This is a genomic window from Streptomyces sp. NPDC001002 (assembly GCF_053599215.1).
Genome location: NZ_JBSFLV010000009.1, coordinates 19,881 through 38,610 on the forward strand (window position 1 = coordinate 19,881; position 18,730 = coordinate 38,610).

Annotated in this window: 18 protein-coding genes and 1 tRNA gene; 9 read left to right on the forward strand and 10 right to left on the reverse strand. The window is 70.7% G+C overall.

Annotation, left to right across the window (positions count from 1 at the left end):
- The first annotated feature begins 76 nt into the window (after positions 1-76).
- Positions 77-1,894 (forward strand): putative bifunctional diguanylate cyclase/phosphodiesterase, encoded by a 1,818-nt coding sequence (locus tag ACWDR3_RS07015; RefSeq protein WP_450351432.1) that lies wholly within the window; start codon positions 77-79, stop codon positions 1,892-1,894.
- Here the strand turns inward: ACWDR3_RS07015 and ACWDR3_RS07020 are convergent.
- The 3 genes from ACWDR3_RS07020 to ACWDR3_RS07030 form a co-directional block, all read right to left on the reverse strand.
- On the reverse strand, positions 1,873-2,961 hold the full coding sequence (locus ACWDR3_RS07020; RefSeq protein WP_450351433.1) for an LLM class flavin-dependent oxidoreductase: 1,089 nt from the start codon (positions 2,959-2,961) through the stop codon (positions 1,873-1,875). The two genes, ACWDR3_RS07015 and ACWDR3_RS07020, sit on opposite strands and share 22 nt — an antisense overlap.
- 81 nt (positions 2,962-3,042) lie before the next feature.
- Positions 3,043-3,774, reverse strand: coding sequence for a maleate cis-trans isomerase family protein (locus ACWDR3_RS07025; RefSeq protein ID WP_450351434.1), 732 nt, complete (start codon positions 3,772-3,774; stop codon positions 3,043-3,045).
- Entirely contained in the window at positions 3,771-4,559 is a 789-nt protein-coding gene (locus ACWDR3_RS07030) for a maleate cis-trans isomerase family protein (RefSeq protein WP_450351435.1), read from the reverse strand. Before ACWDR3_RS07030 ends, ACWDR3_RS07025 begins: the two co-directional genes overlap by 4 nt.
- A 215-nt stretch (positions 4,560-4,774) precedes the next feature.
- On the opposite strand from ACWDR3_RS07030, the gene ACWDR3_RS07035 reads away from it, so the two are divergent.
- Complete coding sequence (locus ACWDR3_RS07035) at positions 4,775-5,770, forward strand: D-2-hydroxyacid dehydrogenase (RefSeq protein WP_450351436.1); 996 nt, start codon at positions 4,775-4,777, stop codon at positions 5,768-5,770.
- A 53-nt stretch (positions 5,771-5,823) separates the two neighbouring features.
- Positions 5,824-7,239 carry an amidase gene (locus tag ACWDR3_RS07040; protein ID WP_450351437.1) on the forward strand — a complete coding sequence of 472 codons (1,416 nt, stop codon included), beginning with the start codon at positions 5,824-5,826 and terminating at the stop codon, positions 7,237-7,239.
- Here the strand turns inward: ACWDR3_RS07040 and ACWDR3_RS07045 are convergent.
- On the reverse strand, positions 7,220-7,714 hold the full coding sequence (locus ACWDR3_RS07045) for a DUF3830 family protein (RefSeq protein WP_450351438.1): 495 nt from the start codon (positions 7,712-7,714) through the stop codon (positions 7,220-7,222). The two genes, ACWDR3_RS07040 and ACWDR3_RS07045, sit on opposite strands and share 20 nt — an antisense overlap.
- 47 nt (positions 7,715-7,761) lie before the next feature.
- Between ACWDR3_RS07045 and ehuB the strand changes: the two genes are divergently transcribed.
- From ehuB to ACWDR3_RS07075, 6 genes are all read left to right on the forward strand, one after another.
- A complete protein-coding gene (gene ehuB, locus ACWDR3_RS07050) occupies positions 7,762-8,706 on the forward strand; it encodes an ectoine/hydroxyectoine ABC transporter substrate-binding protein EhuB (protein ID WP_450351439.1) in 945 nt (314 codons plus the stop codon).
- The gene (gene ehuC / locus ACWDR3_RS07055) at positions 8,703-9,422 is read left to right on the forward strand and encodes an ectoine/hydroxyectoine ABC transporter permease subunit EhuC (RefSeq protein WP_450351440.1); all 720 of its coding nucleotides are present in this window, start codon (positions 8,703-8,705) and stop codon (positions 9,420-9,422) included. The genes ehuB and ehuC overlap by 4 nt, the downstream gene beginning before the upstream one ends.
- Positions 9,419-10,069, forward strand: a complete 651-nt coding sequence (ehuD, locus tag ACWDR3_RS07060) for an ectoine/hydroxyectoine ABC transporter permease subunit EhuD (protein WP_402349870.1) — start codon at positions 9,419-9,421, stop codon at positions 10,067-10,069. Before ehuC ends, ehuD begins: the two co-directional genes overlap by 4 nt.
- Positions 10,070-10,079: 10 nt before the next feature.
- Positions 10,080-10,856, forward strand: coding sequence for an ectoine/hydroxyectoine ABC transporter ATP-binding protein EhuA (gene ehuA / locus ACWDR3_RS07065; protein WP_450351441.1), 777 nt, complete (start codon positions 10,080-10,082; stop codon positions 10,854-10,856).
- A 221-nt stretch (positions 10,857-11,077) separates the two neighbouring features.
- Positions 11,078-11,836, forward strand: a complete 759-nt coding sequence (locus ACWDR3_RS07070; protein ID WP_450351442.1) for an IclR family transcriptional regulator — start codon at positions 11,078-11,080, stop codon at positions 11,834-11,836.
- A 94-nt stretch (positions 11,837-11,930) separates the two neighbouring features.
- A tRNA-Lys gene (locus ACWDR3_RS07075) sits at positions 11,931-12,004 on the forward strand.
- On the opposite strand, the gene ACWDR3_RS07080 is transcribed toward ACWDR3_RS07075, so the two are convergent.
- From ACWDR3_RS07080 to ACWDR3_RS07105, 6 genes are all read right to left on the reverse strand, one after another.
- Complete coding sequence (locus ACWDR3_RS07080) at positions 11,970-13,634, reverse strand: long-chain-fatty-acid--CoA ligase (RefSeq protein ID WP_450351443.1); 1,665 nt, start codon at positions 13,632-13,634, stop codon at positions 11,970-11,972. The two genes, ACWDR3_RS07075 and ACWDR3_RS07080, sit on opposite strands and share 35 nt — an antisense overlap.
- 39 nt (positions 13,635-13,673) lie before the next feature.
- Positions 13,674-14,138: a DUF3592 domain-containing protein gene (locus tag ACWDR3_RS07085; protein WP_450351444.1), complete on the reverse strand. Its 465-nt coding sequence runs from the start codon at positions 14,136-14,138 to the stop codon at positions 13,674-13,676.
- 153 nt (positions 14,139-14,291) lie between these two features.
- Positions 14,292-15,248, reverse strand: coding sequence for a DUF4331 family protein (locus tag ACWDR3_RS07090; protein ID WP_450351445.1), 957 nt, complete (start codon positions 15,246-15,248; stop codon positions 14,292-14,294).
- Between the two features lie 173 nt (positions 15,249-15,421).
- On the reverse strand, positions 15,422-16,027 hold the full coding sequence (locus tag ACWDR3_RS07095; RefSeq protein ID WP_450351446.1) for a lytic polysaccharide monooxygenase auxiliary activity family 9 protein: 606 nt from the start codon (positions 16,025-16,027) through the stop codon (positions 15,422-15,424).
- Between the two features lie 134 nt (positions 16,028-16,161).
- Positions 16,162-17,289, reverse strand: coding sequence for an SPFH domain-containing protein (locus tag ACWDR3_RS07100; RefSeq protein WP_450351447.1), 1,128 nt, complete (start codon positions 17,287-17,289; stop codon positions 16,162-16,164).
- Positions 17,290-17,395: 106 nt separating this feature from the next.
- Entirely contained in the window at positions 17,396-18,712 is a 1,317-nt protein-coding gene (locus ACWDR3_RS07105; protein WP_450351448.1) for a peptidoglycan-binding protein, read from the reverse strand.
- Positions 18,713-18,730: the final 18 nt, after the last annotated feature.

Consider the following 18,730-nt stretch of genomic DNA (forward strand, 5'->3'; position numbering starts at 1 on the left):
AGGCCCTTGGGTCTGCCTCTATGATCGGCACACTTTCCTGCACGGACAGAGATCGAATGCACTGCGGGAGCGAGCGGTGAGCGGAACGTCCGAAGGGCCGGCGCCCGCGGCAGACCTCGATCGGTCCGCCGTCACAGAGAGTGACACCATCTATCGGTCCGTCTTCAGGACCGCTTCCCTCGCGATGGCCGTCGTCGACCGCGAGGGTCTCGTCGTCAGCGCCAACGACGGTTTCGGCGCCCTGTTCGGCAGCGCGCCCGACGCGTTGACCGGCCGGGTCGCCGCCGACCTCGTCGACCTGGCGTCCGACGCGCGTACCTGGCACGCCTACCGGGAGGTGCTGCGCGGCCGGGAGGCCAGACTGCGCTGCACCCGCCGGCTGAAGCGGCCGAACGGCGAGTCCGTGTGGGCGCAGATCGCGGTCGCGCCGCTGGCCGCGCCCGGCAAGGGCATCCTGCTGTCGGTCGCCGACATCAGCGCCCAGCACGAACTCCAGGACCGGCTGCGCCACTTGCAGATGCACGACCCGGTGACCCGGCTGCCCAACCGCACCCTGTTCTTCGAACGCCTGACGGCCGCGCTGGACGCGGAGTCCTACGCCGACGGCGGCACCGGCCGGATCGGGCTGTGCTACCTGGACCTGGACGGCTTCAAGGCGGTCAACGACACACTCGGCCACCGCGTCGGCGACCGGCTGCTGTCCGCGGTGGCCGAACGGCTCACGCGCTGCGCCGACGAGGTCGGCCAGGGCCGGGCGGGCGCCACGCTGGTGGCCCGGCTCGGTGGCGACGAGTTCGCGCTGCTCGTGGAGGACTCGACCGGCACCGAGCAGTTGGCCGACCTCGCCGAGTCCGTCCTTGAGGCGGTCCAGGCCCCCTTCGACCTCGGCGGTCAGCGGGTGTCGGTGTCGGCGTCCATCGGTGTCGTCGAGCGGCTCGCGACGGGCACCACCGCGACCGCCCTGATGCAGGCCGCCGACACCACGCTGTACTGGGCGAAGGCCGACGGGAAGGCCCGCTGGACGCTCTTCGACCCGGAGCGCAACGCCCACCGGATGACCCGTCAGGCGCTGTCCTCCTCGCTGCGCCCGGCCGTCGAGCGGGGCGAGTTCGCGCTGGAGTACCAGCCGCTGGTGGGGATGGAGGACGGGCGGCTGCGCGGGGTGGAGGCGCTGGTCCGCTGGAACCACCCGCAGTTCGGCATGCTGACGCCGAATCGGTTCATCACACTGGCCGAGGAGGACGGCTCGATCGTGCAGCTCGGCCGCTGGGTGCTGGTCACCGCCTGCCGGCAGGCCAGGCGCTGGCAGTTGGAGCACCCGGACGAGCCGCCGCTGTTCGTCAGCGTCAACGTGGCGGTCCGTCAGGTCTGGGACTCCGACCTGGTCGCGGACGTGGCCAAGACCCTCGCGGACACCGGCCTCGCACCGCATCTGCTCCAGCTGGAGCTGACCGAGTCGGCCGTGATGGGCTCGGCAGGCCGGCCCCTCCAGGTGCTGCAGGCCCTCAGCGACATGGGCGTCGGGATCGCGATCGACGACTTCGGCACCGGCTACTCGAACCTCGCCTACCTCAGCCGGCTGCCGGTGTCGGTGCTCAAGCTGGACGGCTCGTTCGTACGGGGCTTCCAGTACGAGAGCGACAGCAACACCGGGGCGCCGCCGAACCCCGCCGACGAGGTGATCGTGGAGGCGATGATCCAGCTCGCCCACCGGCTCGGGCTGACCGTCACCGCGGAGTGCGTGGAGACCTCGGCGCAGGCCTCGCGGCTGCGCCGGATCGGCTGCGACACCGGCCAGGGGTGGCTGTACTCACGGCCGGTGTCGCCGGATCGTATCTCCGAGCTGATCGGCCCCCGGACCCGCTCCGGGGATCAGGTGGTCGGCAACCCGTAGGCGTCCGCGATCAGTTCGTAACTGCGCAGGCGCAGGTCGCCGTTGTGGGCGTGGGACGTGAGCATCAACTCGTCTGCGCCCGTGCGCTTCTGGAGGTCGTCGAGTCCTGCGCGGACCTCGTCGACGGTGCCGTGGATGACGTTGCCGTTCCAGGAGTTGATGAACTCCAGCTCCATGGGGCTGAATTCGTACGCCTCGGCCTCCTCCGGGGTGGGCACGAGTCCCGGGCGGCCGGTGCGCAGCCGGACCATGTTGAGGGCGGCGGCCATCACCTGGCGGCGGGCCTCCTTCTCGTCGTCCGTGGCGATGGCGGAGACGCCGATGAGGGCGTACGGGGCGTCCAGGACCGCGCTCGGGCGGAAGGACTCGCGGTAGAGGTCGAGGGCCGGGATGGTGTTCTGCGCGGAGAAGTGGTGCGCGAAGGCGAAGGGCAGGCCCAGCACGCCGGCAAGGCGGGCGCTGAAGCCGGAGGAGCCGAGCAGCCAGATCGGCGGGCGGTGCGGGGACTGTACGCCGCCGGGCGAGGTCGACTGGATCGGGCCGGGGACCGCGTGGATACGGCGGTAGGGGTGGCCGTCGGGGAAGTCGTCGTCCAGGAAGCGGGTCAGTTCCGCGAGCTGCTCAGGGAAGTCGTCGGCGCCTTCGTTGAGGCGTTCCGTGCGGCGCAGGGCGGCCGCGGTGGCGCCGTCGGTGCCGGGGGCGCGGCCCAGGCCCAGGTCGACGCGGCCGGGGGCCAGCGCCTCCAGCGTGCCGAACTGCTCCGCGATGACCAGCGGGGCGTGGTTGGGCAGCATGACGCCGCCCGAGCCGAGCCGGATGCGGTCGGTGTGGGCGGCGAGGTGGGCGAGGATCACGGCGGGCGACGAGGAGGCGACGCCGGGCATGGAGTGGTGCTCGGCGACCCAGTAGCGGTGGAACCCGCGTGACTCCGCGAGGCGGGAGATCTCGACGCTGGTCTTCAGGGCGTCCGTCGCGGTGCGGCCCGCGCCGACGGTGACCAGGTCCAGTACGGAGAGGGGTACGGGGGCGGTGCCCTGTGCGGTGCCCCGGATCTCGTCTGCCGTCACGGTGAGTGCCTCCTGGTTTTCGGCGTGCCTGTAGTTCTCGGCGTAACAGGAGGCACTCTCCGCTTTATTCCCGCGTCAAGGTCACGCCTGCACCAGCGGCTCTCGCGTGAAGAGCGCCCCGAGCCTCGGTGCGTTCACCCTGCGGTCCGCCAGGCGTAGGCCCTCCCAGACCGTGACCTGGTTGGCCGTGAGGATCGGCTTGCCGAGTTCTCGTTCCAGGGTCTCGATGTGGGCCGCGGTGTGCAGGGCCGTGTCCGGGAGGAGGATCGCGTCCGCGTCGGGGGTGTCCGCCTCGCGGGCCAGGGCGTGCACCTCCTTCTCGTCCCAGGTGCCGACCTCGGCCGCCGTGATGATGCCGGCGCCGCGGACGCCGGTCACCTCCGCGCCGCCGGCCCGCAGGAACTCCGCGAAGAGTTCGGCCACGTCGTCCGGGTAGGTCGCGCCGACGGCGACCCGGCGCAGGCCCAGCTCCTGGACCGCGTGCACGAAGGCGAAGGACGTCGAGGAGGCCGGCAGACCCGCCGTGCGGGCCAGGGCGCGGACCTGCTCGTGGGCGCCCTCCCAGCCGTACACGAAACTGCCGCTGGTGCAGGCCCAGACCACCGAGTCCGCGCCCGCCATCCGCAGCTCGCCGACGCCCGCCGCGAGCCGGTCGGCCGAGCCCATCTCCAGCAGCGCGTCCACCCGGTGCGCGTCCTCGCCGATGTCGGTGTGGACGACGTCCAGGCGGATGTCGCTGCCGAGCAACTGCTCGATGCGCGGATAGTCGTCCTCGGCGGAGTGGCCGGGGTAGAGGAATCCGAGTGACGTCATGGTGAGCCTTCCTGCTGCTGTTCTTCGGCCGGCAGTACGGGGCCCGTGCGCGCCGACGGATCGATCAGCGCTTGGTACGGCCCCACCGCCCGGGTACCCAGTCGGCGCAGCGCGGCCCACATCGTCACCTGGTTGGCCGAGATCACCGGTATGCGCAGTTCCGCCTCCAGCTGGGGGATGACGTCGTAGGTCGGGAGGTTGGTGCAGCTGATGAACAGGGCGTCGGCGTCGCCGCGGACGGCCGTGCGGGCCATGTCGGCCACCTCGCGGTACGGGACCTTCCAGATGTGCCGGGTCAGGCCCATGAAGGAGCAGCCGGCGACGGTGACGCCCGCCTCGGCGACGTACTCCTCAAGGGCCCGTGTCACCGACACCGTGTACGGGGTCACCAGGGCCACCCGGCGGGCACCGAGCTCGGTCAGCGCTTCGAGGAGCGCGCCCGAAGTGGTGATCGAGGGGACCGCGCCGGCCCGGGTCATCGCCTCGCACATCGCGCGCTCGCCGGCGATCCCGCCGACGAAGCTGCCGGAGGTGCAGGCGTAGCCGACGACCTCGGGCGAGACGGCGGTCAGGGTGCGGACCGCGTCCTCCAGCGTCTCGTGCTCGCTGACCAGCCGGGCCAGGTCGAGACTGACCTCGACCGGCACGAACGGTGTCCGGGTCAGATGCAGGGAGACGTCGTCGGGCACCCAGCGCCACAGTTCGCGGTCGAGTGCGAAGTCGAAGGGGGCCACGACACCGACACCGCGCTGCGGAGCGGGGCCACCGAGAAACGACAGGTCCATGGCGGGCACCGCCCTCACGAGGAGAAAGGGGTCAGCAACGGACCGTGCACAACGTCCGTGTTGACGAAGGTAGGTTCGAGTGCGAGCGTGGTCAATCCGCCGCCGTCGACGCCTGTGTTACTCCCGCGTTCCGCCCATGTCACCTGCCGCGTCAAGCCACGTCGGGGCCGGTGCGACACCCCGTCGGCCGATCGTCACCGGAGAAAAATTTCCGTATGCGTGACCTGAGCGACCCCAGCGCCCCCGTCCCCGTCCCCGTCCCGGCCTCCACCCCCACCCTCCTGGTCCTCGACGCCGAACCGCTTCCCCGGCTCGGCAGTCTCACCGGACGCGCCCGCGTCGAGCACGCCGACGAGTCGACGCTCGCCGAGCGACTGCCGTACGCCGACGTCCTGTTGGTGTGGGACTTCGCCTCGCGCGCGGTGCGGTCCGCGTGGCCGGGCGAGGGGCCGCGCCCGCGCTGGGTGCACACGGCGAGCGCCGGTGTGGACCATCTGATGTGTCCCGAACTCGCCGCGTCCGACACGGTGGTGACCAACGCACGGGGCGTCTTCGACCAGCCGATCGCCGAGTACGTCGCCGCGCTCGTCCTCGGCATGGCCAAGGACCTGCCGCGGACCCTGGAGTTCCAGCGGGAGCGGACCTGGCGACACCGGGAGACGCAGCGGGTGGCGGGCACGCGCGCGTGCGTGGTGGGGTCCGGGCCGATCGGGCGGACCATCGCCCGCACGCTCAAGGCGCTCGACATCACCACCGCGCTGGTCGGCCGCACCCCGCACACCGGCATCCACGGCCCCGACGACCTGGACCGGCTGATCGCCCGCGCCGACTGGGTGATCGCCGCCGCACCGCTCACCGAGCAGACGCGGGGCATGTTCGACGAGCGCCGCTTCGGGGTGATGCAGCCGTCCGCGCGGTTCATCAACGTCGGGCGCGGACCGCTGGTCGTCGAGGAGGCACTCGCCCAGGCGCTCGCGAAACGGTGGATCGCCGGGGCCGCGCTGGACGTCTTCGAGCACGAACCCCTCACCCCCGACAGCCCGTTGTGGCAGGTCCCCGGCCTGATCGTGTCCCCGCACATGAGCGGCGACACGATCGGCTGGCGGGACGAACTGGGCAGGCAGTTCGTGGAGTTGTACGACCGCTGGGAAGCCGGGCGGCCGCTGCTGAACGTGGTCGACAAGAAACGCGGGTACGTACCAGGACGCTGAGCACGCAGGCTGTTGACCACCCGGACGCCGAACACCCGGACGCTGGAGGGCAGATGACGGACCTCGCCGAGCTGACCGCCGCACAACTCCTCGACGGCTACCGCAAGGGCGAGTTCAGCCCCGAGGAAGCCACCCGCGCGACCCTGGAGAGGGCCGAGCGGATCCAGCCCGAAGTGAACGCGTTCGTCCGCCTGTTGGCCGACGAGGCGCTCGCCCGGGCCCGGGAGTCGACCGGGCGGTGGCGGCGCGGCGAGCCCTCGGGCCTGCTGGACGGTGTGCCGGTCACGGTGAAGGACATCCTGCTGCTGCGCGGTTCGCCCACCCTGCGGGGCTCCAAAACGATCTCGGAGAACGGGAGTTGGGACGAGGACGCGCCCTCCGTGGCCCGGCTGCGCGAGCACGGCGCCGTCTTCCTCGGCAAGACCACGACCCCGGAGTTCGGCTGGAAGGGCGTCACGGACTCCCCGCAGTCGGGGGTGACCCGCAATCCCTACGACCGCACGCGCACCGCGGGCGGCTCCAGCGGCGGCGCGGCGGCGGCCGTGGCCCTCGGCGCGGGCCCCCTCGCGCTCGGCACCGACGGCGGCGGCAGTGTCCGTATCCCGGCGGCCTTCTGCGGGATCTTCGCGCTGAAGCCGACGTACGGGCGGGTGCCGCTGTACCCGGCGAGCGCGTTCGGCACGCTGTCGCACGTGGGGCCGATGACCCGGGACGCGGCGGACGCGGCGCTGATGCTCGACGTCATCGGGGTGCCGGACGCCCGCGACTGGTCGGCGCTCGGGCCGCCGCCGGGGTCGTTCTCGGCGGGGCTCGGCGAGGGGGTGCGCGGGCTCAGGGTCGCGTACTCGCCGACGCTGGGCGGGCAGGTGGCGGTGCGGCCCGCGGTCGCCGCCGCGGTACGGCAGGCGGTGCAGGGGCTGGCCGGGCTCGGGGCGTACGTCGAGGAGGCCGACCCCGACTTCACCGATCCGGTGGACGCCTTCCACGCCCTGTGGTTCGCGGGGGCCGCCCGGGTGACCCAGCAACTGGGGCCCAGACAGCGGGAGTTGCTGGACCCCGGGCTCCGGGACATCTGCCGGACCGGCGCCCGCCTCTCCGCGCTCGACTATCTCGCCGCGGTGGACGTCCGGATGGAACTCGGCCGCCGGATGGGCCGCTTCCACGAGTCCTACGACGTCCTCGTCACGCCGACGCTGCCGATCACGGCGTTCGAGGCGGGCGTCGAGGTGCCGAAGGGCTCCGGGCTGCGCCGCTGGACGGGGTGGACGCCGTTCACGTACCCCTTCAACCTGACCCAGCAGCCGGCGGCGACCGTGCCGGTGGGCACGGACGGCGCCGGGCTGCCGGTCGGGCTGCAGATCGTGGCCGCGCGGCACCGGGACGATCTGGTGCTGCGCGCGGCGCACGCGCTCTACGAGGCGGGGATCGCCACGCCCGTCCCGGCCGGTCTCACAACCGCCGGAAGCTGAGCGTCTCCCCCGCCGCCCCGGTCCGCCACAGGTCGTTGCAGCCCTCGGCCAGCTCTTCGAGCCCCTCGACGACCTGACCCCAGACGATGCCGGGCACCCAGCCCACATCGCCGTTCAGGAGCAGGTTGTTGCGCTCGTAGAACAGGGCCAGGTCGACCACCGTCTTACCGGCGCGGACCTCGCGGTCATAGCCGTAGGCCTTGGTGCCGAGTTCCGATCCGGCGAAGGAGAAATAACAGAGATCTCCGGGAATCGGGGTAACTGTCGGATTTTCCAGCGGCGGCTCCGATTCCGCGAAGGGCGGGAACAGGGCGTAGATCTCGTTGCGCGCGTATTTGGCGTGATAGACGTCACTGCCGAGTGGCAGGGCGTCCCACACCGCCGCGCAGGTGAGAGGGGCGCGGTCGTCCAGCAGTTTCGCCCTGCCGGTGATTCCGCGTTTGACCAGGGAGACTTCTATGTAGCGCTCGGTCATGTCATCCATGGTGCATACATCGCATCGCTTCGGGTAGCCGCGCCGCCATGGCTCCACCACTTCGGAACGACAGAGGCACAAACAAGCCAGAGACAGCCGGCGCCACCGCCGGGACCAGCCGCCGATCGCTGCTCGCGGGGGTGGCGGCGCTCGGTGCGCTGGGGGCCGCGGGCTGCACGCGCGTGGCCACGGCGTCGACCACGGACGGCGGCGACCTGCTCGACCGGCTCAAGGCGGCGGGGGTCGTCCGGCTGGGAATCGCCGGTGAGATCCCGTTCGGCTACATCGACAAGAACGGCGAACTGACCGGCGAGGCACCGGAGCTCGCCCGGGTCATATTCAAACGGCTCGGGGTGGACAAGGTGCAGCCCGTACCGACCGAGTTCGGCTCCCTCATCCCCGGTCTGAATTCCCAGCAGTTCGACGTCGTGGCCGCCGGGATGTACGTCAACCCCGAACGCTGCGAGCAGGTGATCTTCGCGGATCCCGACTATCAGATGCTCGATTCCTTCATCGTGCGCAAGGGAAATCCCAAAGGCCTGCACAACTACAAGGACATCGTCGCGAAGAAGGCCAAGTTCGCGACCGGCACCGGTTATGCGGAGATCGAGTACGCCGTCGAGGCGGGGTACAAGGAGAGCGACATCCTGATCGTGCCGGACCAGGTCGCGGGGTTGAACGCGGTCGAGGCCGGACGCGTCGACGCCTTCGCGGGTACGGCGCTGACCACCCGCGAGGTGGTGAAGAAGTCGAGCAAGGCCGAGGCGACGGACGCCTTCGCGCCGCTCGTCGACGGCAAACCGCATGTCGACGGGGGCGCGTTCGCGTTCCGGCCGACCGAGACCAAGCTGCGCGACGCGTTCAACGTGGAGCTGCGCGCGCTGAAGAAGAGCGGCGAACTGCTGCGCATCCTCAGGCCCTTCGGGTTCACCAAGGCCGAGATGACCGACCTGACCGCGAAGGAGCTGTGCGGGGAAGGGGCGAGCGGATGACCTCGGGACTCTGGGACCTCGTACTCAAAGGCGTCTGGACCACGATCCAACTCCTGGTGTTCAGCGCCCTGTTGGCGGCCGCCGTCAGCTTCGTGGTCGGTGTCGCGCGCACCCACCGCCGGTGGATCGTCCGCTTCCTGGCGGGCGTCTACACCGAGGTGTTCCGCGGGACCTCGGCGCTGGTCATGATCTTCTGGGTGTTCTTCGTGCTGCCCCCGGCCTTCGGCTGGCAGCTGGTGCCGATGTGGGCGGGCACGCTCGCGCTCGGGCTGACCTACGGGGCCTACGGCTCCGAGATCGTGCGCGGCGCGCTGAAGGCGGTCGACCCGGCGCAGCAGGAGGGCGGGATCGCGCTGAGCTTCACGCCCTGGCAGCGGATGCGGCTGATCCTGCTGCCGCAGGCGGTGCCGGAGATGATCCCGCCGTTCTCCAACCTGCTGATCGAGCTGCTCAAGGGCACCGCGCTGGTGTCCGTCATGGGCATGGGCGATCTCGCCTTCAGCGGCAACCTGGTGCGGCTCGCGCTGCAGGAGAGCGCCGAGATCTACACGTATCTGCTGCTCATCTACTTCGCGATCGCCTTCCTGCTGACGCGGGTGATGCGCGGTCTTGAGAAGAAGCTCAAGGCCGGTGTCGGCAAGGCGCCGCAGCGCGGGCCGGCCGCGGGTGAGCTCAAGCGGGCCGAGACGAGCGGTGTCGGAGGTGGTGTCGCGTGAAGTGGGACTGGAACGCGGTGAGCGACTTCATGCCGCACTTCTGGGACGGTCTGGTCGTCACCCTTCAGGCGCTCGCGCTCGGTTCGCTGATCTCGTTCGCGCTGGGTCTGGTCTGGGCGCTGCTGATGCGGACGCCGACGCGCTGGGTGCGCTGGCCGGTCGGGGTGGTCACGGAGTTCGTGCGCAACACCCCGCTGCTGGTGCAGCTGTTCTTCCTCTTCTACGTGCTGCCCGAGTGGGGCCTGACCTTCTCGGCGCTGACCACCGGCGTCTTCGCGATCGGGCTGCACTACTCGACGTACACGATGCAGGTCTACCGGGCCGGTATCGAGGCGGTGCCGGCCGGCCAGTGGGAGGCGGCGACGGCGCTGAACCTGCCGCGGATGCGGACCTGGCAGGTGGTGATCCTGCCGCAGGCGATCCGGCGGGTGGTGCCCGCGCTCGGCAACTACGTGATCGCGATGCTCAAGGACACGCCGATGCTGATGGCGATCACCGTGCTGGAGATGCTCGGCCAGGCGCGGCTGTACTCCCAGGAGCACTTCCAGTTCACCGAGCCCCTGACGGTGATCGGCGTCGCCTTCATCGTCATCTCCTATCTGGCCTCCCTTCTTCTGCGAGCTCTGGAGCGACGTCTTGTCCACTGACGCCCCCCTCATGAAAGATCCCGACTCCCACGCCAACCCGCCGGTGGACGGCAGCGAGCTGATCAGGTTCGACTCGGTCACCAAGCGGTTCGGCTCCAACACGGTCCTGGACCAGCTCGACTTCTCCGTCGAGTCCGGCAAGCACGTCACGCTGATCGGCCCGTCCGGCTCCGGCAAGACGACCATCCTGCGCATGCTGATGACGCTGACCAAGCCCGACGAGGGCACGATCACCGTCGCCGGGGAACAACTGTTCCCCGCGCCGGAGAAGCAGCTCCGCGAGTTGCGCAAGAAGATCGGGATGGTGTTCCAGCAGTTCAACCTGTTCCCGAACATGAGCGCGCTGCGCAACATCACCGAGGCGCCCGTGACGGTCCTCGGCCTGTCCAAGGAGGAGGCGGAGCAGCGGGCCCGCGAGCTGCTGGACCTGGTGGGCCTCGCCGACAAGGCGGACGCCCGCCCCAGCCAGCTCTCCGGCGGCCAGCAGCAACGCGTCGCGATCGCCCGGGCGTTGGCCATGCGCCCGCAGGTGCTGCTCCTGGACGAGGTGACGTCCGCGCTCGACCCGGAGCTGGTGGCCGGCGTCCTGGATCTGCTCCGGGACATCGCCCGCACCACGGACATCACGATGCTCTGTGTGACCCACGAGATGAACTTCGCGCGGGACATCTCGGACCAGGTCCTGATGTTCGACTCGGGCCGGATCATCGAGGCGGGACCGCCGGAACGGATCTTCAGCGAGCCCGAACAGGACCGCACCCGGGAATTTCTGAGCGCGGTGCTGTGACCTCGGATATTGAATGACGTTCAATCTGCGAGGTCCAGGCGGTGGATCAGGACAAGGGCATATGCCAGAGTGCCTTCGTCCCTGTTGAGAGGGGTGCGGGCGGGGTCGGAATCTCGTCAACACCCGCTCACAACAGGCCTCTTGGCGGTTATCGTGGAGAGGATCCGCTGTCCGGTTACGGCCCAGTAGCAGTGCGAACACATGAGCGCAGGGGGAACACCGTGGCGCTGAAGCACGAGCCGACCGCGCCGTACCACTCGGCTCAGGACGCCCTGCGCGTCCTGGAGACGGTGGCGCGGCACACCTCCGGAGTCACCGACACCGAGCTCTCCCGCCGCACCGGCCTCGAACCGGACCGACTGACCGCCCTGCTGCGGATGCTGCGCCGCGAGGGGTACGTCGAGCAGACCGCCGACGGCGCGTACGTCACCGGCGACGCCCTCACCAAGCTCGGCTCCACCGAGGGCCGCGAACAGGCGCTGCGCGAGCGGCTCCAGCGCACCCTGGACCGACTGCGCGACTCGGTGGGCGCGGCGGTGTACCTGAGCCGGTACGTCGACGGGGAGGTCCGCATCTCCCAGTACGCCGACGGGCCCACGACCCCCGTCGTGCACGAGTGGGTCGACTTCCGCTCCTCGGCGCACGCGACCGCGATCGGCAAGAGCCTGCTGGGCCAGCTCGACCACAACAGCCGCCGCGAGCACCTCTCCCGGCACAAGATGGCCCGCCTGACCTCGCGCACGATCACCAGCGACAAGCTCCTGCTCTCCCGTCTGGAGACCCAGCCGCCCACGGTCCCCCACCTCGACCTCCAGGAGTACGCGGTGGGCACGGTCTGCGCGGCCGTCCCGATCACGGCCGGCTCCGCGGTGGGCTGCCTCGCCCTCTCCCTCCCCGTGGAGCACGCGCACCGCCTGCGCCAAGCCGCGGACACCCTCAACCGCAGCGCGACCCCGCTCCTGTTGTCGCTGACGATCTGAGGCACCTCACGTGGTCCGTAGCACCCCTCCGGACCAGGTAGTATTTTCCTGTCGCCGACCGCGAGACACAGATCCAGCGGTCGGCGTGAGTCATGCGCCGCTAGCTCAGTTGGTTAGAGCAGCTGACTCTTAATCAGCGGGTCCGGGGTTCGAGTCCCTGGCGGCGCACAGGTGAGGGGCCTCTCGTGGAAACGAGGGGCCCTTCGGCGTCCTCCACTGACAGGCGGCGGTAGGCGGTCTCGCCCGGTGGGCGCCACCACACCGGATCCGCGCAGTGGACGCCCTCCCGCCGCAGCCGTGCCCGGTGGATCTTGTTCGTGGCCGTGACCGGCATCCGCTCCACCACCCGCACGAACCTGGGTGCCATCTTCGTGCCCAGGTCGGGCTGGGCCAGCAGGAAGTCGGCGAAGTCGAGGGGGTCGAACGTGCCGGCGACGGCCGCCATGACCTGGTCGCCGGTGACCGGGTCCGGGACCGCGTACACGGCGACGGCGTCGGCACCCTCGTAGCGGGCGAGGATGTTCTCGATCATCGCGGCGGCGAGGTTCTCGCTGTCGACGCGGAGGCGGTCGTCGGCGCGGCCTGCGAAGTAGAGGTAGCCGTCGCGGTCGCGGTAGAAGAGGTCGCCGGTCCAGTACCAGCCCTCCCGGCGCCGCTCCGCGTCCGCGTCCGGATTGCGCCAGTAGCCCTCGAAGGGGTTGGGGGCGCGGTTCACCAACTCCCCTATGGCCGCTTCGCCGTTGAGCAACCGGCCGGACGAGTCGAAGACTGCGGGCGGGCACTCCTCACGTGTCTGCGGATCGAGTACGACCAGTCCGGCGCGGGCCCGGCCCACCGCCCCGGCCGGCGTTCCCGGCGACCACTGCACCGCCGCGCCGCCCTCCGAGGACCCGTATCCCTCCACCAGCCGTACGCCGAACCGCCGTTGGAAGGCCGCCGCGTCCACCGCGCCCGCCTCCGTGCCGAAGCCCAGCCGCAGCGGGTTGTCGCGGTCGTCGGGCCGTTCCTCCGTGGCCAGGACGTACTGCACGGCCCGGCCCACGTAGGTGAAGTACGTCGCCCGGTAACGCCGTACGTCCGTCAGGAAACCGGAGGCCGAGAAGCGTCGCCTGAGCGCCACGCCCGCGCCGGCCGCCAACGCGGGTGCCCAGTCGGCGATCACCGCGTTGCCGTGGAACATCGGCATGCAGATGTAGTGCACGTCCTCCGGACCCACCCCGAACTGGTCGACCAGGGAACGCCCGGCCGCGGCCAGCCGGCCCTGCGAGCAGATCGCCGCCTTCGGGGCGCCTGTGGAACCGGAGGTGAAGTAGAGGAGGAGGCGGTCCGAGGGGGCGGCGCGGGAGGCGTCCGGTTCGGATTCCGTATACGGCGCGAGCAGGTCGGCGTACTCCTCCGTGTCGGTCACCAGGACACGTACGTCCGGGAGTTGGAGGCCGGAGAGGAGCGGGAGGTGGGCTCGCTCGGTGAGCAGGACGCGGCACTCGGTGTGCAGGATGTCGCGGGCGAGTTCGGGGCCGCGGCGGGTGGGGTTGATGCCGGCCAGGGCCGCTCCGGCGAGGGCGGCGGCGCTCAACCAGAGTGGGTATTCAGGGGTGTTGTCGAGGAGCACGCCCACGTGGGGCTCGGTGTCGGGTGGCAGGAGGTCCGCCAGTAGGGACGCTCTCGCCGCCGCGCCGGCTGCCATCTCGTGGTGGGTGAGGACCACGTCCTCGCACCACAGGCCCGGGCGGTGGTCGCCCCAGCGGGCCTGTACGAGTTCGGCGACGGTACGACCGGTCGGCCTTGTCGACTCCATGAGGGCGCACGGTAGTTGACGTACCGTCAGATGTGGAGACTACGGCTGGAGGTTGTCGTCCATCAGGGCGAAGACCTCGTGGACGCCGATCATGAAGGCGATGCAGAAGGCGGCCGTCACGCCGAGGAACGCCAGCAGGCAGCCCGTGCCCGCCGCGAGTCTGCCGCGGGCCGGGGGCTTCGCCGTGGCGCGGTCGGGGCGGTCGGCCAGGTAGCGCACGGTGACGATGTCGCCCTCCAGGATCGTCCCCGGCCCGCCGCCCTCCTCGAAGCGGACGACGCGGCCCTCGCGGGTCATGAACTCGTAGACGTGGTGGAGGGTCGTGTGCACCATGCTGCTGCCGCCGCCGCTGGTCGTCATGTACGTCCGCAGACAGCGGGCCTCGGCCGTGAGGCCGCCGGCCCAGGTGCGGTCGACCTGCCGGACGCGGACGATCACCGCCGTGGCGCCGAGGAGGACCACGGCGAGGATGAACGACGGCGCGATGTAGAAGAACGCTTCCATGGGGTCCCCCGAACTCCCTGCACAGCCGATGTGGCCGGTGTGCAGGGAACGTACCCCCAGGTCGGGCGGTGTTCGCTCAAGAAATGCTCAGGGATCGGACATGTCTTCGGACGTGACTCCGGACATCACTTCGGACGTGTCCGCCGACACCGCTCAGTGCGGGTCGCCCAGGAAGGGGAAGTCGGAGCGGAGGTCGTCGTGCGGGGACAGGCCGTCGGCCGGCACCGTGCCCTGGGTCAGCTGGGCGATCCCGAGGTTGATGACGTCGTCGGTGAGGTTGCGGCCGTTCGGGAAGCCCGCGGCGCTCGTGCAGTCGTACGTCACAAGGTCGGGGAGCAGGCCCTCGGCGAGAGTGATCGCCTCTTCCTTGGCGTAGCCGCTGTGCTCGAAGATGTGGGCGAACTTGTCGAGGAAGAGGTCCCGGTCCTTGGACGGCTCCTGCTGGTTCCAGACCCGCTTGTCGTCGTCGCTGTGGTTGAAGTTGTTGTCGATGCCGGGCCGGCCCGCCCGGTCGCCCTGGACCAGCTGTCCGTCGTGCGGCACCAGGACCCGGGCCCAGACGCCGACCTGCGGGTTGGGGCCGAGCACGCTGTTGGGGACCTCCAGCACGATGCCGAAGACGTTCTTGTCGTCGAAGAAGTCCTTGCCGGTCCACTGGAAGTTGTTCCCGGCGCCGATCGGGTCGGCGAAGAACGGGTCGCTGCGCAGCCCGGCGAAGAACCTGAAGTCGCCGGCCGTGACGACCTGCGGCTCCGCGCCGAAGGTGACGGGGGCGTCCGAGACGATCGTCTCGCCGGCCTCGACGTCGGCGGCGGCGTCCCGGCCGGTCGCCTGCTGCACACTGGCGCTCTGCGTGGTGCCCTCGACCGGCGAGAAGCGCACCCGGAAGGCGAGGTCGTTCACCGCGTCGCCGTCGTTGTCGATGCCGAACTCGTAGACCGATTCGGAGTCGACGGCGTCCTCGGTCACCGGCGAGTGCGGGTTGATGTTCATCACCAGGATCGTCTTGTCCGCGTCCGTCGGATTCTGGAACACGTAGACGTCGGTGATGTGGCTTCGGGGGTCCATGCTCGTGGGACTGATGCCCAGGCCGGAGACGTGATGCGCCATGACGGTGGTTCCTTTCGAGCAGGTGCGCCGATGGCCAGATTGTGTGCCACCGCCGACTCCCCGAACCACCGCCACCGCCGATGACTGCCCGTTCGTGCAATCGCCGCGGTCGTCACGGCCGGAGACCCGGCCGTGACTCCGTGCAACCCGTCGGACGACTCCTGTCAGAAGGTTCAGAAGGTGACGTCGGAGCAGGCGTAGAACGCGTTGCTCGTGTCCGCGATCGTCCATACGGCGACGATCACGTGATGGCCGCTCAGCCCGCTCGGCAGCGTGCCGCTGTGGGAGAGCGTGGACGGCGGCCGCTGGTTGTTGTAGGGCACCGTCAGGAACGGTGTGGTGTTGAGGTCGGAGCGGGCCAGGTTGTGGTTCTGGTTCCAGCCCGACTTGGTGACGTAGTACTTGAAGTCGGTCGTGGCGTGCATGGCGGTGAACTGCCAGCGGAACGTGTAGCTCTGACCGCCGGTCACCCTGGTGGTGGGCCAGGCGCCGCCCGAGGGTGTCCTGGACGAGCTGAGCTGGGAGAACCTGCTGACACCGCCGTTGCAGATCTGGCCGTCGGCCGGTCCGCCGGCCGGGAAGCCCTTGGGGCCCTCGACGCTCTGCGGCTCCCACTGGATGTCGCCGCAGTTGGTCACGGTGCCGTTCTGGCAGAGCTTCTGCCTGCTGATGGGGAGGTCGGTGTAGCCGTGGCCGCTCGCACCGCCGGAGGAGAGCACGAGGGCTCCGGTGGTGGCGAGACCCACCGCGACTGCGGACACCTTGGTCTTTTTGCGCATGCTGCCGCTCCCTGGAGAACGTGGGGGAAGTTCCGTGAGGCGTGCAGGTCTAGACCAAGTATCAGGTTATTGCCGTTAGTTGAACATGTCCATACCAATCACAGAGGTCAATTCCGAAGGCCGTTCCAGGCCGTTCACTGCCCCGTCTCGCCCCGTCCCGCGCAGAACGCCACCGTCAAGTCCTTGACCAGCGCCTTGCGTTCGTAGTCGTCCAGCTCGACCAGGCCCCGCATGGTCAGCCGGGTCACCGTGTCCTCCACCGAGTCGACGACCGAGGTCAGCATGGACGCCCGGTGCTGGGCGTCCAGCGCGGTGAGCCGGCGGCGGTGCATCGCGGCGGCCACCTCGGGGGCGTACTCGGTGCGCACCGGACGGACCGAGAACACCTCCAGGCCGACCGGCGCCGCGTCGCCCGACACCAGCCGGGTCAGCGCCTCCGCCGCCGCGTCGCCCGCTCCCCGCGCGCCGCCCGGCGGTTCCACCGGCACCCGGGCCAGGGCCGCCTCCACGCACTCGCGCAGATACGTCTCGTGGTCCTCGACCCCGAGCGTGGCCCGCGCGGTGTCCCGCACCCGCCACACCACCAGGACGACGACCCGCAGCGCGACCCCGTTGCCGTCGGCCGCCTGCATCGGCTCGCTGCGCCAGTGCCGCAGCCGTACGTCGACCCGGCGGCGCAGCAGCAGCGGGTTGACCCACATCAGACCGGTGCGCCGGACGGTCCCCCGGTAGCGGCCGAACAGCCCGAGCACCCAGGCCCGGCCGGTCCGCCCGCGGGCCAGTCCGCCGAAGCCGAACAGAGTGAGCGCCCCGGCGCCCGCGTACGCCGCCCACTGGAGGGGACCGAGCCCGGCCCCCGCGTGCTCGGGCAGCCGCAGCGCCTGCACGGCGAGCGGCGACAGGACGCCGGCCCACCACGAGGCGGCCAGGCAGCCGGCCGACCCGCAGGTCCCGGCGAGGACGCCGAGGGTCGCGGGCAGTACGTGGGCCGGGCGTTCCGCCAGATCGGGGTCGACCTGCGGGGCGGGACGCGGCGTGACGGGCACGGGGCGCCGGAAGCGCGGCTGCTCGCCGGTGCCCTGCCGACGCCCCACGACGGCGGGCTTCAGCGGCACCGACACCGGGTCGGGCTCGTCACGGAACAGCAGGTGGACGGGGATCTCGGTGGTCGCCTCGTTCTGGATGAGCCGCGCGGCCCGGGCCTGCTGGCCCTCCGCGGGTCCCTCGGACTCGGGCGTGTGTGAAGTGGTCGTCGTACTCATGGGTGCCTCCAGCCTCCGCGCCAGATGCGTCACAACGGGTGGTCAGGACAACGGGTGGTGAGGACTGCGGGTGGTGAGGACTGCGAGTGGTCAGGACAACCGACGGTCAGGAAAAGAGCCGTCGCCAGGTCTCCGGGCCCGGGTAGCCGTCCGCCGCGCCGCCCCGCCAGCCCTGGGCGCGCTGGAAGGCCTCGACGTTGCGTCGGTCCGCCTCGCCCCAGCGCGGCCCCGGTCCTGTCGTGTAGTACTTGCCGAACCCCTTCTTCACCAGCTGCTTCCCGAGCTGCGTGACGTAGCCGCTGCTCGCGCCGGGCCGGAACATCGCCCGGCCCGGATAGACGGGGACCCCGTGCGAGGAGGGCGCCGGTGGGCCCGCCGCCCCGGCCGTGATGTTCTTGCCCTTGCCGGTGACCAGCAGCTGCCAGGTCAGCGGTCCGGGCATGCCGTCGGCGTCGGCGCCCCGCCAGCCCTGGGCGAGTTGGAAGGCCTGGGTGGCCCGCCGGTCCACGTCCGACCAGCGCGGGCCGGGACCGGAGGTGTAGTAGCGCCCGGCGCCGCGCGCGACGAGCATCGTGCCGAGCTGGGTGACGTACTTGTTGTTCGCGCCGGGACCGAAGGACCCCGCTCCGGGGTACGGCGCGGACTTGGCCGGAACCGCGGGCGTGACCGGCGTGCCCGGGGCCTCCGCACCGGCGGTGTCCGGCGCGAGGCCCTTGTAGCGGTAGGCGAGGTACTGGTCCGAGTGGCTCCAGTACGCGTAGGGGGTGGCCTGCCGACGGGCCCGCGGGGGCGTCTGTTCGTAGGCGATGTAGTAGGTGTGCGTGTAGTCCGTCCAGCCGCCGAAAATGACGACGTGCGAGCCCTTTTCGGGGTTCGACGGATTGTGGAACAGGAGAATGTCGCCGGGCTGCAGATCCTCCTTGGGAATGCGGTCGCCGTACTGGTCCAGGCTGCCCGTCCATTCGTTTCCGGGCAGGGTCCAGGCCATCGAGACGAAGCCCGAACAGTCCTGGCGGTAACCGTCGGACCAATACGCGTTCATGCTGTACGGCACCTGGGCTGCGACCCAGGTCTTGGCCCGCCTGATGATCTCCGAGCGGGTGGTCAGGGGTGCCTTGACCGCGCCCGACGGTTTGGCCGGGTGCCCGCTCGGGCCGTGCAGCGGGGCCTTGCTTCCCTGCGGGGTGTCGGGCTCGTCACCTGCGGGAACACCGGGCCGCGCGGGTGCGTGCGGGGCGGCGATCGCGGGTACGGCACCGCCCGCGCCGAGCGCCGCGGAGGCGGCGGCCGCCACGATCACCGTCCGGTGCGCCGCCGGATGCCGGGTCGCTCGCGCGTACGGCAGAACCCTGCGCCAGTGGGCGCATCCGGGGCAGTCGCAGTCGCTCGCGGGATCGAATTCCTCGAATACCGGAGTCTCCATGCGATACCCCTCACACTC